This is a genomic window from Nguyenibacter sp. L1, assembly GCF_035199985.1.
Classification (GTDB): domain Bacteria; phylum Pseudomonadota; class Alphaproteobacteria; order Acetobacterales; family Acetobacteraceae; genus Gluconacetobacter; species Gluconacetobacter vanlangensis.
On record NZ_CP127015.1, the window covers coordinates 3,233,790 to 3,247,965 of the forward strand.

A 14,176-nucleotide genomic window follows, 5' to 3' on the forward strand; every position below is an offset into this window, starting at 1 on the left:
GTGTAGCGGTGGGGTGGCCGTCCCGCCAAGCCGCCGTGCGCCAGCTCATCCGGGCGCCCGGTCATCCGTACGCCGCCAATGGGCCGCGGGCGATCAGCGGCGCCGTTGCGAGCTGAACGAGCGTTTCGAAACCGCTGAGATCGACGGAAACGAAATGGCGGGCGTCGTGCAGCAGATTGATCGTGCCGATCACCGTACCGTTCCAGCGCACCGGGAAATTGACGGCGCTCGCACAACCGAGGGATGCGATGATCGCGTGGTCCGCATAGGCCGCCCGCACCGCATCCTCGTCCGGAGCATGAAAGATGCGCGCCTCGAACAGCGCGGCTTGGGCCCAGGGCGCGTCTGCCACCGGCTTCGCCCCGCCGATCGGATAGCGGGCCGGGTCGTTCGTCCAGACGCGCCGGCAAAGGGCCGCTTCCGGATCGTGCTGCAGGATCGTCGCAAGCCGATATCCCGGATCCTCGAAAAAGGCCGCCATCAGAGCCGAGAAGCCCGTATCGGGTTGCGGCGCATCCGCGAAGGCGCGCAGGACGCCGGCGACGGATCGCATCAGAATTCCGCCCCCACCGTCACCATCGCCGAGAACGGCGCGGCGACATAATAGGAGGGGGTGTTGCCGGCGATCGTGGTGCCGTAGATCCCCTTCGTCATCCGTGCGTTCGGCTGGATAACGGCGACCTGGCTCAGATACGGGACATCGGAGAGATTGGCCAGATTGAGCCGGATGCTCGGTTTGTGCAGCATGCCCATGTTCGGCAGACGATAGCCCAGTCCGAGATCGACCGTCTTGTAGGCGGGCATCGACTGGTCGTTCATGAAGGTCGCATACTGGCTGTCGACCCATTTGAACGTCAGGTTGGCGAAGAACGGGCCGCGCGTGTAATTGACGCCGAGCGTGGTGATGAATTTCGGGCTGGCGACCATGGTCCGCCCCTTCGTCGGCAGGAGATCGCGTCCTACGGCGAGGTTGTTGTCGAGGCGGGCATCGAGGTACTGGCCGTTCACATAGGGCGAGAATCCCAGGAACGGCTTGAGCGCCACTTCGGCAGTTACGCCGCGGATCGTCTCGCCGCCGGCGGAGATGGCCTGCTGGACGGGTGCGCCGTTCAGATAGGTCAGCGCCACGAGCTGTCGGTTCGTCAAGTTCATGTTGAACAGCGCCATGTCGAAATCGAACATGCCATGATAACGCATGCCGATTTCCTCGCCGATGCTGTATTCGGCGCGCGCGGAGGGATTCCCCGCCGACGTCACCTTGCCCGTCGTGACGTTGAAGGAGGTCGGATAGGTGCTCAACGTCACCGGCGGCCGCGTGTTCGTCGTGCCGTTGACGTAGAGCTGGACCTGCCGGTTCACCTGCCAGGACATTGCGACGCGCGGCATCGGCTGCGTGATCGCCGACGAGTAATGATAGGGCGCGCCCGGCAGCTCGTTGGTGCCGGAGAGATAATACATCATCGCCTTCAGCCCGGCCGTGAGCTTGACCCGATCATGGAACAGGCTCTGCGTGTCGGAGACGTAGAATTCGTTGATCTGCGAGCTTTCCTGGAAATGGTTGCCGGTATAGATCGCCCCGTTTGGCGCGCGGAGGACGTATTTGCCGAAAGCGTTGGGAGAATTGCCGTCCGAGTCGAGCGGCGTGTAGCCGCCGACCTGCTCCATGTTCCAATGGTCGTACCAGTACCCGGCGATCAGGTGGTTCGTGGTGGTCGGGTCGTATTGCACGTATGCGTTGACGCCGGTTGCGAACTGCGTCTGGTTGGAATGAACCATTGCCGGCGTAACGGCGCTCGGAAGCCCCGGATCGACCTTCTGATCGCCGAAGTAGAAAGCATTCCTGTTGATGGTCGTCTGGCCAGGGCTGTCCACCTGCGTCCAGTGAAAATACGGCGTGATGTGCAGTCTCAGATTTTCGGCAAGCGCGACTTCGTTCTGCCATGACAGGAGAACGTTCTGCCGGTTGTATACGTAAGATTTCCAGTAATTCGTGGTCTTTCCGGGGAGATAATTCGATGCATAGGTATTTTGGGAGAAATTGTCTCTGGCCGTGTTCGATGCCTCCCAACCGGCGAGGGTGAAGGGCGCGAGGCGGGCATTGTCCCAATCCGAATATGAGATGAAGAGCGAGGATTTCGCGCTGTCACCCCATTCCCTGACCGCCTTGAAATCCACATGATCGCGCGTGTTGCGTCCGGGGCCCGTGTAGTTGTCCGCAGCCGCCCGCGCGTAGGACGCGAACAGCCTGATGCCGGAATGACCGATCCCGCCGCTATCGGCGCGGACGAAGACACGCTGTCCGCGAAATGAGCCGTAGCTGTAATCCACCATGGCCCCGCGGCGGCGCGACGGGTCGCGGACGGATTCGATCAGTTCGCCACCGGATGCGGTTTGAACGGGATCATTGATGCGCGATGTGCCGGCGATCAGGGTGATGTCGGAAATGTTCTCGTTGTCGGCCCAGGTCTCGGTGTATGGCCAGTAATAGGCCTGATCGACCCCGGGCGCCCCCTCGATGGTCCAGCCCATTTCCGTCGAATCGAGTCCGCGCACCGAAATATTGTTTCGGACCGACAGACCATAAGCGTCCGAGGAGCCGAAATTCACGCCCGGCAGGGACGCCGCGATCTGCAATGGCGACGAAGCGGCACCGCGCTGCTGAATGGCCGTTGCGCTGATCGAGTTTGTCGCCTCGGGTGCATGCTGACGCTTCATGAGCCCACCGGCGAGGGTTCGCGCGGCACTGACCTGTATTTCTTCCGGGTCTTGCTGCAGGGAGGCGGATGCCGGTTTCTTGGCCACGCCGTGCGCGGCCTTGGAGGGCGCCCCCAGCGCCCCGGAAACAGGGGGAGCGACCTGCGTCAGCACCGTGGCGCAGAGCAGGATACCGGGGCTGGAGACGATCTTGCGCATTGTGCTGATTGCCTTGGCGAGGGGGTGGTTCGCGTCATTATCGCCCTACGAATCGATATCGCAACTAAAAACATACGAGTCGGTTCGTTTTTGCGTGGGCCTGTTCAGTGCGCCGCCACGATCGGGGCGTAATTTTGCAGCCGCGCCCGAATGGCTTCAGTGCGAAGGAAACGTCCTGACCAATCGCGACTCAGATGTCCAATGCACGCAATGCGGTCCCATGCCTTTCCCCCCCCCATCTACAGTAGGCGGACGGCCGGTTACTGGTCATGATTGCCGCTCGATTCGAGCAGCAGGTAATCGCCTTCGGGCGCCGAACCGGTGCCTATCTCGACGAAGTTGCAAGCACGATAGAACGCCATCGCCGGCTGGTTGGCGAGCAGGCACTTGAGCCGGTAGCGTTTCGCCGGCCAGCCCGGCAGCGCGCGTAACAACGCCCGGCCGACGCCGCGCCGAAAATATGACCGTTCCACGTGCAGGTGGTGGATGAAATCATCCGGCTCCCAGAGCGACATGAAACCAGCAAGCCGTCCCCCTTGTCCATAAGCGACAAGCAGCCTTTCCCCGTCGGTCTGCGCGTCGAAGTCGGCCAGGGCGAATGCGCTTTCCGGTTGCCATGCAAAGGTTTCACGCCGCGAACGTAGAAACAGTTCGCGCAGGGCCGGCCTGTCTTCGGCGACACCATCACGTATGAAAATCGTCATCATTCTCTTGTCTGGCTGGGAGAATCCGGGAATGCAAGCTTCCGTATCCTCTTCCCCAACCCGGGGGTGAAGGGGACGATTATCCCGTTCCGGGTGTAGGGCAGCGCCCTGCGTCTCCACCCCCGTTAGAGCGCATCTTGACCCGTTCAAACGAGTCCGTTTGAACGGGACTTGCTCTGGTGTCCTGCCCGAGAAATTCTTATGAGAATTTCTCGGGCAGGACACTAAAATATTGATTCTAGTGTCCTTTCGATTCCGAAATTCGCTTGCGAATTTCGGAATCAGGACACTAGGGTCTGTGGGGATTTGGGATTCCCATTTTAGCGGAGATGTGATTCACCCTCTGGATGGATCGCTTAGTACTGACCGATGCCCAATGGGCGAAGATAGAACCGCATTGCCTGGGTAAGCTGTCTGATCCCGGACGCAGTGGCCGCGACAACCGGCTATTCATTGAGGCGGTTCTTTGGATTGTCCGAACAGGCAGCCCATGGCGGGACCTTCCTGCCACATTCGGCAACTGGAATACGGCATTCCGTCGGTTTCGTGATTGGCGCGAAGCCGATGTTTTCAAGCGGATTTTTGATGCCTTGTCGGGAGACCCCGACATGGAATACGCTATGGTTGATGCCACTATCGTCAAGGTCCACCGGCACGGCCAAGGCGCAAAAGGGGGACTCAGAGCCAGGCCATTGGTCGTTCCAAAGGCGGGATAACGACCAAGATCCTGGCCCTGACCGATGCCTTGGGCAACCTTGTTCGCTTCAAACTGCTACCGGGGAACCGCTACGACACGATCGGCGTCGCCCCTTTGATCGATGGCATCAACTTCGAAGCCCTGCTGGGCGACAAGGCCTTTGATGCCAACTGGATCATCGAAGAACTCGACCAGCGAGGAGCGAAAGTCGTCATCTCACAACGGTCACAGCGCAAGAACCCGCGCGCCATTGACGAAGAGATATACAAATGGCGTCACCTGATCGAGAACTTCTTCTGCAAACTCAAGGAGTTCAAGCGCATCGCCATGCGAGCCTGCAAAACCGACCGGAGCTTCGAGGCGATGATATATCTCGCCGCAGGTGTCATCAACTCACGTTAAATCCCCACAGACCCTAGGCGAACCGTCGCAGGTCCAGCGTGCGCGGCTGCTCCAGCGAGCGGGCGGGTACGGGGGCCGCCATGGGGCCCACCGTGTGGCCGAACGGGAAGAAGCGCGTGCGGCGCCGGGCCTCGGCCTCGTTCGCGTTCACCGGCCGGGTTTCGTAATTGCGGCCGCCCGGGTGCGCGACATGGTAGGTCAGGCCGCCGATGCTGCGGCCGGTCCAGCCGTCATACACGTCGAAGACAAGCGGCGATTGCGCGCCCACGGTCGGGTGCAGGGCGCTGGGCGGGTTCCAGGCCTTGAAGCGTACCCCGCCGACATATTCGCCCTGCCGGTCGGTGCGGGTCAGCGGTATGCCCACGCCGTTGCAGGCCAGCACGTAGCGTTCGTCCACCCAGCCCGAGACGCGGACCTGCACCCGTTCGGCGGAACTGTCGACATAGCGGACGGTGCCGCCCGAGCCGGGTTCCTCGGCCAGGGTGTGCCATGGTTCCAGCGCGTGGCGCAGTTCCAGCGTCATGCCCAGCAGCGGGATCGTGCCGATTTCGGGGAAGCGGAATTCGAAATGCGGCGCGAACCAGGCCGCATCCAGCGGCGCGCCCAGCGCGCGCAGTTCGGCGATCGCGTCCTCGAAATCCTGGCGGACGAAATGCGGCAGCATGAAATCGTCATGCAGGCGGGTGCCCCAGCGGACCAGGCGCCGGTCATAGGGCTGGTTCCAGAAGGCCGCCACCGCCGCGCGCATCAGCAGCATCTGTGCCGCCGCCATCTGGTGATGGGGCGGCATTTCGAAGGCGCGATATTCCACCAGCCCCAGCCGGCCGGAGCTGCTTTCGGGGGCATAGAGCTTGTCGATGCAGAATTCGGTGCGGTGGGTGTTGCCCGTCATGTCCGCCAGCAGGTTGCGGAACAGCCGGTCGGTCAGCCAGGGCGGCGTCGGCTGGTCGGGCCGCACCTGCGCGAAGGCGATTTCCAGTTCCGCGACGCTGTCGCCGCGGGCCTCGTCCACCCGGGGGTGCTGCGAGGACGGGCCGATGAACAGCCCGCTGAACAGGTAGGACAGCGCGGGATGGTTGTGCCAGAAGCCCAGCAGCGATTTCAGCAGGTCGGGCCGGCGCAGGAACGGGCTGTCGCCGGCGCGGGCGGCGCCCATGACCACGTGGTTGCCGCCGCCGGTGCCGACATGCCGCCCGTCGACCATGAATTTCTCGGCCACCAGCCCGACCTGCCGCGCCTGTTCGTACAGTTCCTGGCTGCGGGCGACGTGCTCGTCCCAACTGGCGGCGGGGTGGACATTCACCTCGATCACCCCGGGATCCGGCGTGATCGAGAAATTCAGCAGGCGCGGGTCGCGCGGCGGCTGGTAGCCCTCCAGCACCACCTTGCGGCCGAAGGCGCGGGCCGTGTCCTCGATCGCCGCGCAGAGATCCAGCCAGTCCTCGGCCGCGTAGAGGGGCGGGAAGAAGACGTGCAGGATGCCGCCCCGGGCCTCGACCGCGAGGGCGGTCCGCACCAGTTCGGGCTCTTCGCGGCCGACCGCGACCAGATGCTCGGCGATCGCGCGGTCCAGGCCGATCCGGCCGCCACCGGGATGAGGGGGCAGGGCGGGCAGGTCGGACAGTTCGGGTTCCGCCGTGCCCGGAATGCCGCCCGGAACACTGCTGGGAACATTGCCCCGAACACTGCTGGGAACGCCCTGGCGCATCCATTCCGGCGGGCCGTTGCCGGCCGGCCCGGCCCGGCGGGCCAGGCCCGGATGGGGCGGCAGCGGCGCGACGGGCGCGAACGGGTCGCGCGCCATATCCTGGTCGATGCTGCCGTCCTCGGCCCAGAGCAGGCTTTGCAGCGGCAGGCGGAAGCCGACCGGCGCGTCGCCCGGGACCAGGAACATCAGGTCGCCGCGGAAGAACCAGCGCCCGGACTGCCAGCGCCGTACCCCGTCGCGCACCACGACGCGCAGCGGCAGCACGCTGCCCACCGGCATGTTCAGCCCGTGGCCATAGACCCGGGCCAGGCGCTCGCGTTCCAGCGGATCGCGCAGCTTGGCGTCCTCGACGATCACGTTGGCGGGCAGGCGGTGCTCGCGCCACAGATAATAGTGGATGTCCTCATAGGCCGGGCTGACCAGGCCGGGATCGACCTGCAGCCGTTCGGCCAGCGCGCGGCAGAAGGCGGCGGCGTCCTGTTCGGTCGCGTCGTCGCGGTCATCGTCCGAGGCCAGCAGCGCCGGGTCGGTCCAGATCGGCTGGCCGTCGCGGCGCCAATGGCACAGCAGCGCCCAGCGCGGCAATTGCTCGCCGGGATAATGCTTGCCCAGCACGTGCTGGATCGCCGCCCCGCCGGACCAGAGCGGCAGCAGGCGGCGCAGCAGCCGCCCGGCATAGGCCCGCTTGGTCGGGCCCAGCGCATCGACGTTCCATTCCGGCGCGTCCATGTCGGCGGCGGCGATGAAGGTCGGCTCGCCCCCCATGGTCAGGCCGACATCCCCGGCCTGCAGCGTCGCGTCGACCGCGCGGCCGGCCGCGAGGATCGCCTGCCATTGCGCGTCGTCATAGGGGCGGGTGGTGCGCGGCGTCTCGAGCACGCGGGTGACCGACATCGTGAAATCGAATTCGGTCTCGCATGGCTCGATCAGGCCGGTGATCGGGGCGGCGGAGGCGGGTTCGGGGGTCGCGGCCAGCGGGATGTGGCCCTCGCCGGTCAGCAGGCCGGACGTGGCGTCCAGGCCGATCCATCCGGCGCCGGGAAGATAGACCTCGGCCCAGGCATGGAGGTCGGTGAAATCCGCGCTGGGGCCCTCGGGGCCGGTCACGGGCTTCTGGTCCGCCACGAGCTGGATCAGATAGCCCGAGACGAATCGGGCGGCGAAGCCCAGGTGGCGCAGGATCTGTACCAGCAGCCAGGCGCTGTCGCGGCAGGAGCCGCAGGCGCGTTCCAGCGTTTCCTCGGGCGTCCAGACACCCGGTTCCATCCGCACGACATAGGCGATGCGCTGCTGGATCTGCTGGTTCAGCGCGACCAGCATGTCGACGGTGTGCCGGGGCGTGCGGTCGATCCCGTCCAGCAGGGTCGCGAGCAGGGGTCCCGGCGTCTCGCGGACCCGGTACGGCGCCAGTTCCCCGGCCAGCACGGGGTCATAGGCGAAGGGCCATTGTTCGGCCTGGGGCTCGAGGAAGAAATCGAACGGGTTGATCGTCGCCATGTCGGCGACCAGATCGACCGCGACGTCGAAATGGGTGATCCGCTCGGGGAAGACGACCCGCGCCTGGTAGTTGCCCGAAGGATCCTGCATCCAGTTGATGAAATGCGGTTTCGGCTCGATCCGCAGCGCGTAGGACAGGACGGGTGTTCGGGCATGGGACGCCGGGCGGAGCCGGATGGTCTGCGGTCCCAGCGAGACCGGACGGTCGTAGCTGTAGCGGGTGCGATGTGTCAGCGCGACATGCAGGGTCATGCATCGACCTTGGTCAGTGATCTTCCGGACGGACCTGTTCCGGTCCGGTGACGGTAGACCAGCTCGGCCGCCCGCGAACAGGGGAAATACCCAAAATTCACAGCATCCGGCTCCGAAATGATCGCACTGTCGAGAGCGTGCCGATTGGCCCTTGGCGGCGGCCCGTTTTCTTGCTTGGCTGTCTGGAAATCGGACCAGCAGGTGGGTGGACATGAATCCTTCGCGCCTGATCTCCCCTCATGCCGGGGAGAGCACGGGACAATGAGCGACCTGACAGAGCGCAACGCGCAGCCGGGGGCGGGCCTGTTCGTTTCCTACGACACGCCGGAATTTTTCTGCGAATTGATGAACCGCCGGGACACCCCCCCTGACGGCCCCCCCCCTGACAGCCCCTTGGGCGGCCCCCTTGGCGGCGTGGCGGTGATCCGCGAGAGGCTGGCGCATTTCGGCCTGGGCGAACTGCGCCAGCGGGCCCTGGCGGCCGAGGCCGACCTGTATAACCTGGGCATCACCTTTACCGTCTATTCCGACCGGGACGCCATCGACCGGATCCTGCCCTTCGACCTGATTCCGCGGGTGCTGACCGCGGCCGAGTGGGACCATGTGGATCGCGGGGTGCGGCAGCGGGTCGCGGCGATCAATCATTTCCTGTGGGACATCTATCACGAGCGCCGGATCCTGCGCGACGGGATCATCCCGGCCGAACTGGTGCTGGGCAATGCCAATTACCGGCCGGAAATGGAGGGGCTGGACGTTCCGGGCGGCGTCTATGTCCATATCAACGGCACCGACCTGGTGCGGGACGGGGCGGGACGGTTCCTGGTGCTGGAGGACAATGCCCGTACGCCGTCGGGCGTGTCCTACGTCATCGAAAACCGCCACATGATGCTGCGCAGCATGCCGGACCTGGCCAGCGGGCTGGACCTGATGCCGGTCGACGAGTACGGGCCGCGGCTGCGCCAGGCGCTGGCCGAGGTGGCGCCCCAGGGCGTGGATGCCCCGCAGGTGGTACTGCTGTCGCCGGGCATCTATAATTCGGCCTATTTCGAGCATGTCTTCCTGGCGCGCGAGATGGGCGTGCCGCTGGTCGAGGGGCGCGACCTGGTGGTCGAGGACGGCCGCGTCTTCATGCGCACGGTCGCCGGGCTGCGGCCGGTCCATTCGATCTATCGCCGCCTGAACGACGATTTTCTGGATCCCGCGGTCTTCAATCCCGACAGCATGCTGGGCGTGCCTGGGCTGATCGACGCCTATCGCCGCGGCAACGTCACCATCGCCAACGCGGTGGGCACCGGGGTCGCGGACGACAAGGCGGTCTATGCCTACATGCCGCGCATCATCCGCTATTACCTGTCGGAAGAGCCGATCCTGTCGAATGTCGAGACCCATATCTGCGCCGAGGCGGACGGGCTGGCCTATACGCTGGCCAACCTGGAGCGGCTGGTCGTCAAGCCGGTGGGTGAATCCGGCGGCTATGGGCTGATCATCGGTCCGCATGCCAGCGCGCTGGAGATCGAGGAATTCCGCGCCAAGCTGATCGCCGATCCATCGAACTATATCAGCCAGCCGGTGATCGACCTGTCGGTCTGTCCGACGCTGTGCGAGGCGGGCGTCGAGGCGCGGCACGTCGATCTGCGCCCCTTCGCCGTGACGGGGCGTTCGACCTGGGTGCTGCCGGGCGGACTGTCGCGGGTGGCGCTGCGCAAGGGGTCGCTGGTGGTCAATTCCTCGCAGGGCGGCGGGTCGAAGGATACGTGGGTGCTGGCGTCATGAGCCAAATCATCGTCGATGCGTCGCCGGGCGGCGCGATGCCCAACCTGCTCTCGCGCTATGCCGAATGCACGATCTGGCTGGCGCGCTACATGGAGCGGATCGAGAACCTGGCCCGCCTGATCGACGTGACGGAAACCTTCGTGCGCACGCGCAGCACGGTCAGCGGCTGGCTGTCGATCATCCAGATCAACGCGGACGAGGAGCGGTTTTTCGCCCGCCACGACACGGCGTCGGAGGAGAACGTCGTCGGATTCTATGTCACCGACCGTGAGAATCCGAACTCCATCGTTTCGATCGCCCATGCGGCGCGGGAGAATGCCCGGTCGCTGCGGCCGCTGATCTCGACGGAGATGTGGACGCAACTGAACGTGTTCACCAACTGGATTCGCGGGCTGGGCGCCAGCGACATCCGCTCGGCCAATCTTTCCAGCCTCTGCGCTCGGCTGAAGCAGGATTGCCAGACCCATCACGGGATTACCGAGGGCACGTTCTATCGCGACCAGGCCTGGCTGTTTTATCTGATCGGCCGCAACCTGGAGCGCGGCGACCAGATCACGCGGCTGATCGACATCAAATATCATACCTTGCTGCCCAGCGTCGCCGGCGTGGGGTCGGAGCTGGATCTCGGCCAATGGGCCGCGGTGCTGCGCTCGGCCGCCGCCTATCACGCCTTTCGCCGCACCCTGCTGCCCGGGGACATGACGCCGGCCAATGTCGCGGGGTTCCTGCTGAAGAATGACGGATTTCCCCGTTCGCTTTCGACCAGCCTGCGGCAACTGCACTGGGCGATCGGCCATCTGCGGACCGATTACGGGCTGAAGAACGGCTATGCGGTGGCCGAGCGGGTCGAGGAGCTGCGCGCCACGCTGGCCGAGCAGACGATCAAGGACATCATCCTGCGCGGGCTGCACGAATTTCTGGACTGGGTGCAGCGCGAACTGCAGCTTGTGCAGAACGAGATCGCGCAGGCTTTCTGGCCGCCGGTCGTGCCGGCCGCCCTTTCCGCCGCCGGCCCCGCTGCGCAGGGGCAGTCCCAGGGCTGAGCGTGGCGTGATGTCGGGGAATGGCGTGACGGCCGGGGCGGGGCGCCCCCTGCCGGCCAGCCTGTATGCCGAGACCGCCCGTGCGGCGGCGCCGACCCCGGCGCTGGCCGCCGATATCGCGGTCGGCACCGTGCTGATCGGCGGCGGGATCACCGCGCTGTCGGCGGCGCTGCATCTGGCCGAGGCCGGGCATGACGTGGCGGTGCTGGAGGCCAATGTCCCCGGCTGGGGGGCGTCGGGCCGCAATGGCGGGCAGGTCAATCCCGGACTGAAACCGCCGCCGTCGCAGGTCGAACGCGATTTCGGCCCCGAACGTGGCGGCCGGCTGGCGCGGGCGGCATGGAATGCGCCCGACCTGGTGTTCGAGCTGATCGCGCGTCATGCGATCGATTGCGCGCCGGCGCGCGGCGGGACGCTGCGCGCGGCCACGGCCGACGACCAGGTGCCCGCCTTGCGGCAACTGGCCGAGGAGTGCCGGGCGCGGGGCGGTCCGGTTGTCTGGCTGGATCGGGCGGAGATCGCCGCGCGCACCGGCGCCACCCATTACCGGGCGGGCCTGCTGGATGCGCGCGGCGGGCAGGTCAACCCGCTGGGCTATGCGCGCGGCCTGGCCGAGGCGGCGATGCGCCGGGGGGCGGGGATCTATGGCGGCACCCGGGCCCTGTCGGTGCGCCGCATCGGGGGATGCTGGCATGTCGGCACGCGGGACGGTTCGGTGCGGGCCGAGCGGGTCGTCTTCGCCACCAACGGCTATGCCGATGGCTTGTGGGATCGTTTGCGCCGGTCGGTGGTGCCGGTGTCCAGCGCGATCCTGGCCACCGCGCCGCTGCCGGAGGCCGCGCGCGCGCGCATCCTGGCGGCGCGGGAAGTGCTGTACGAGCTGGGCGAGATCACCACCTATTACCGGATCGACGATGCCGGGCGGCTGCTGATCGGCGGCCGTTCGCAGTGCGGCGAGCGGAGCGGCCCCGATGCGTTTCCGTTCCTGAAGCGCCATGCGCTGCGGCTGTGGCCGTTCCTGAGCGATGTGGCATGGACCCATGGGTGGAACGGCCGGGTGGCGGTGACCCTGGACCATTATCCGCATTGGCACGAACCCCTGCCGGGCATTCTGGCCTGCGTGGGCTATAACGGGCGCGGCATCGCCATGGCGACCCTGCTGGGGCGCGAGATCGCCCGCCGCGCGCTGGCGGCGGCGGCCGAGGAGATGCTGCTGCCGCCCGGCGCGTTGCGCCCGATCGCATGCCACGGCGCATGGCCGATCGGGGTATCGGCCAAGATCCTGCAGGGGCGCGTGGCCGACGCGCTGTCGCGTCTGCGTTCGGGGGAGCGTTCGCGCGCGGGCGCCTGACGACGGGTCGGCTCGACAGCGCGGGCCGTCCCGGCCATCATCGGCGCCGCCGCCTGCCGCCGAAATCGTCCGCCGAAAGGAGCGTAGCGCGCAATGGTCTCCCGTCCTGCCGTGCTGTTCGTCTGTATGGGCAATATCTGCCGCTCGCCCCTGGCCGAGGCGGCGTTTCGCGCGGCGGCCGCGCGGCATGGGCTGGATGTCCGGATCGATTCGGCCGGCACCGGCGACTGGCACGCGGGCGATCCGCCCGACCGGCGGGCGCAGGCGGTGGCCCGCCAGGCCGGGATCGATATTTCCGGCTATCGCGCCCGGGCGGTGACCGTGGAGGATTTCCGCCGCTTCACCCACATCCTGGCGCTGGATCACGACAATCTGCGGACCTTGCGCGCGCGCCGTCCGCCCGACGCCACGGCGCATCTGTCGCTGCTGCTGGATCATGTGCCGGGCCATGCCGGCCGGCCGGTGCCCGACCCGTATTACGGACGGATCCGGGATTTCGAGACCACATGGGACCTTGTCTCGCAGGGGGCCGAGGCGCTGGCGCGCGCGCTGGCCGGTGCCCCGCCCCGGGATATCTGAACCATGGGGCGCGTGTTGCGGCCGCCGGCCGTTCTTCGGCGAGCCTTTTTTCCGCCTGCGCTTTTTTTGTCGGCCCTTTGTCTGTCGGCCCTGCTTCTGTCCATGATGCCGGCCGCGGCGCGGGCGGCGCCGCCGGTCGACAGGCTGCGCCTGCCGCCGGGCTTTCATGTCGCGGTGCTGACCGACCGGGTGCCTTCGGCGCGGGAAATGGCGATCGGGGCGCAGGGCACCCTGTTCGTCGGGTCGATGTCCGCCGGGGCCGTCTATGCCGTGCCGCTGCTGCCGGGCGGCCGGGCCGGACGGGTGCGGGTGGTGGCGCGCGGCCTGACCATGCCGGTGGGCGTCGCCTTTCGCGATGGCGACCTGTACGTGTCCGAACCGCGCGACATCCTGGTGCTGCGCGGGATCGAGGACCGGCTGGACGATCCGCCCGCGCCGGTGGTGGCGGTGTCCGGCCTGCCCTGGCGGGCGGGCGACCATGGCTGGAAATTCATCGCCTTCGGCCCGGACGGCAAGCTGTACGTGCCGATCGGGGCACCGTGCAATATCTGCGATGTCGGGCACCGGTTCGGCAAGCTGATGCGGATGAATCCCGACGGCACGGGGCGCGAGGATGTGGCCTGGGGTATCCGCAACAGCGTCGGCCTGACTTGGCACGACCCTGGGCACGACCTTGGGCAGAGCCTGGGACAGCCGGGCCGTTTCGTGTTGTGGTTCACCGATAACGGGCGCGACCTGATGGGGGACGATGTACCCAGCGACAAGCTGAACCGGCTGGACCATGCCGGGGAATCGTTCGGTTATCCCTATTGCCATCAGGGCGACGTGCCGGATCCGGTCTTCGGCCGGCTGCATGGCTGCGCCGAATTCACGCCGCCGGTACTGAAGCTGGGGGCGCATGTCGCGGCGCTGGGCCTGCGCTTCTATGACGGGGCGATGTTTCCGCACGAATACCGGGGCGCGCTGCTGATCGCCGAGCACGGGTCGTGGGACCGCAGCCGGCTGGCGGGTTATCGCGTCATGACGGTGCGTTTCGGCGCCGATGGACGGGTGGCGTCCTATGCGCCGCTGCTCGACGGGTTCCAGCAGGACCAGATCCCCTGGGGGCGTCCGGTGGATGTGCAGCCCCTGGCGGATGGCAGCGTGCTGGTCAGCGACGACCTGGCCGGGGCGATCTATCGCGTGACCTATGACGGCGCGGCGCGCGGCGCCCGGTAGGGCGCGCCTTGCGGCCGTCCGGCGCCTTGTCTAAGAGGC

9 protein-coding genes and 1 pseudogene are annotated in these 14,176 nt (G+C 66.6%); 6 read left to right on the forward strand and 4 right to left on the reverse strand.

Annotated elements, in window-relative coordinates; all coding sequences use genetic code 11:
• Window positions 1–61: 61 nt before the first annotated feature.
• The 3 genes from QN315_RS14530 to QN315_RS14540 form a co-directional block, all read right to left on the reverse strand.
• Complete coding sequence (locus QN315_RS14530; protein ID WP_323990010.1) at window positions 62–553, reverse strand: GAF domain-containing protein; 492 nt, start codon at window positions 551–553, stop codon at window positions 62–64.
• The gene (locus tag QN315_RS14535) at window positions 553–2,913 is read right to left on the reverse strand and encodes a TonB-dependent receptor plug domain-containing protein (protein WP_323990011.1); all 2,361 of its coding nucleotides are present in this window, start codon (window positions 2,911–2,913) and stop codon (window positions 553–555) included. Before QN315_RS14535 ends, QN315_RS14530 begins: the two co-directional genes overlap by 1 nt.
• Before the next feature lie 260 nt (window positions 2,914–3,173).
• Window positions 3,174–3,620 (reverse strand): GNAT family N-acetyltransferase, encoded by a 447-nt coding sequence (locus QN315_RS14540; protein ID WP_218064200.1) that lies wholly within the window; start codon window positions 3,618–3,620, stop codon window positions 3,174–3,176.
• A 344-nt stretch (window positions 3,621–3,964) separates the two neighbouring features.
• Between QN315_RS14540 and QN315_RS14545 the strand changes: the two are divergent.
• Window positions 3,965–4,716: pseudogene (locus QN315_RS14545) on the forward strand (IS5 family transposase).
• 13 nt (window positions 4,717–4,729) lie between these two features.
• Here QN315_RS14545 and QN315_RS14550 read toward each other — a convergent pair.
• A complete protein-coding gene (locus QN315_RS14550; protein WP_323990012.1) occupies window positions 4,730–8,173 on the reverse strand; it encodes a transglutaminase family protein in 3,444 nt (1,147 codons plus the stop codon).
• 261 nt (window positions 8,174–8,434) lie between these two features.
• On the opposite strand from QN315_RS14550, the gene QN315_RS14555 reads away from it, so the two are divergent.
• The 5 genes from QN315_RS14555 to QN315_RS14575 all read left to right on the forward strand — a co-directional run bounded on the left by QN315_RS14555 (window position 8,435) and on the right by QN315_RS14575 (window position 14,137).
• A complete protein-coding gene (locus tag QN315_RS14555) occupies window positions 8,435–9,946 on the forward strand; it encodes a circularly permuted type 2 ATP-grasp protein (protein ID WP_323990013.1) in 1,512 nt (503 codons plus the stop codon).
• A 35-nt stretch (window positions 9,947–9,981) separates the two neighbouring features.
• Window positions 9,982–10,989 (forward strand): alpha-E domain-containing protein, encoded by a 1,008-nt coding sequence (locus tag QN315_RS14560; RefSeq protein WP_408904642.1) that lies wholly within the window; start codon window positions 9,982–9,984, stop codon window positions 10,987–10,989.
• A 10-nt stretch (window positions 10,990–10,999) separates the two neighbouring features.
• Window positions 11,000–12,340 carry an FAD-dependent oxidoreductase gene (locus tag QN315_RS14565; protein ID WP_323990016.1) on the forward strand — a complete coding sequence of 447 codons (1,341 nt, stop codon included), beginning with the start codon at window positions 11,000–11,002 and terminating at the stop codon, window positions 12,338–12,340.
• Between the two features lie 93 nt (window positions 12,341–12,433).
• Window positions 12,434–12,919, forward strand: a complete 486-nt coding sequence (locus tag QN315_RS14570) for a low molecular weight protein-tyrosine-phosphatase (RefSeq protein WP_323990017.1) — start codon at window positions 12,434–12,436, stop codon at window positions 12,917–12,919.
• A 102-nt stretch (window positions 12,920–13,021) separates the two neighbouring features.
• Window positions 13,022–14,137: a PQQ-dependent sugar dehydrogenase gene (locus tag QN315_RS14575; RefSeq protein ID WP_323990018.1), complete on the forward strand. Its 1,116-nt coding sequence runs from the start codon at window positions 13,022–13,024 to the stop codon at window positions 14,135–14,137.
• Window positions 14,138–14,176: the final 39 nt, after the last annotated feature.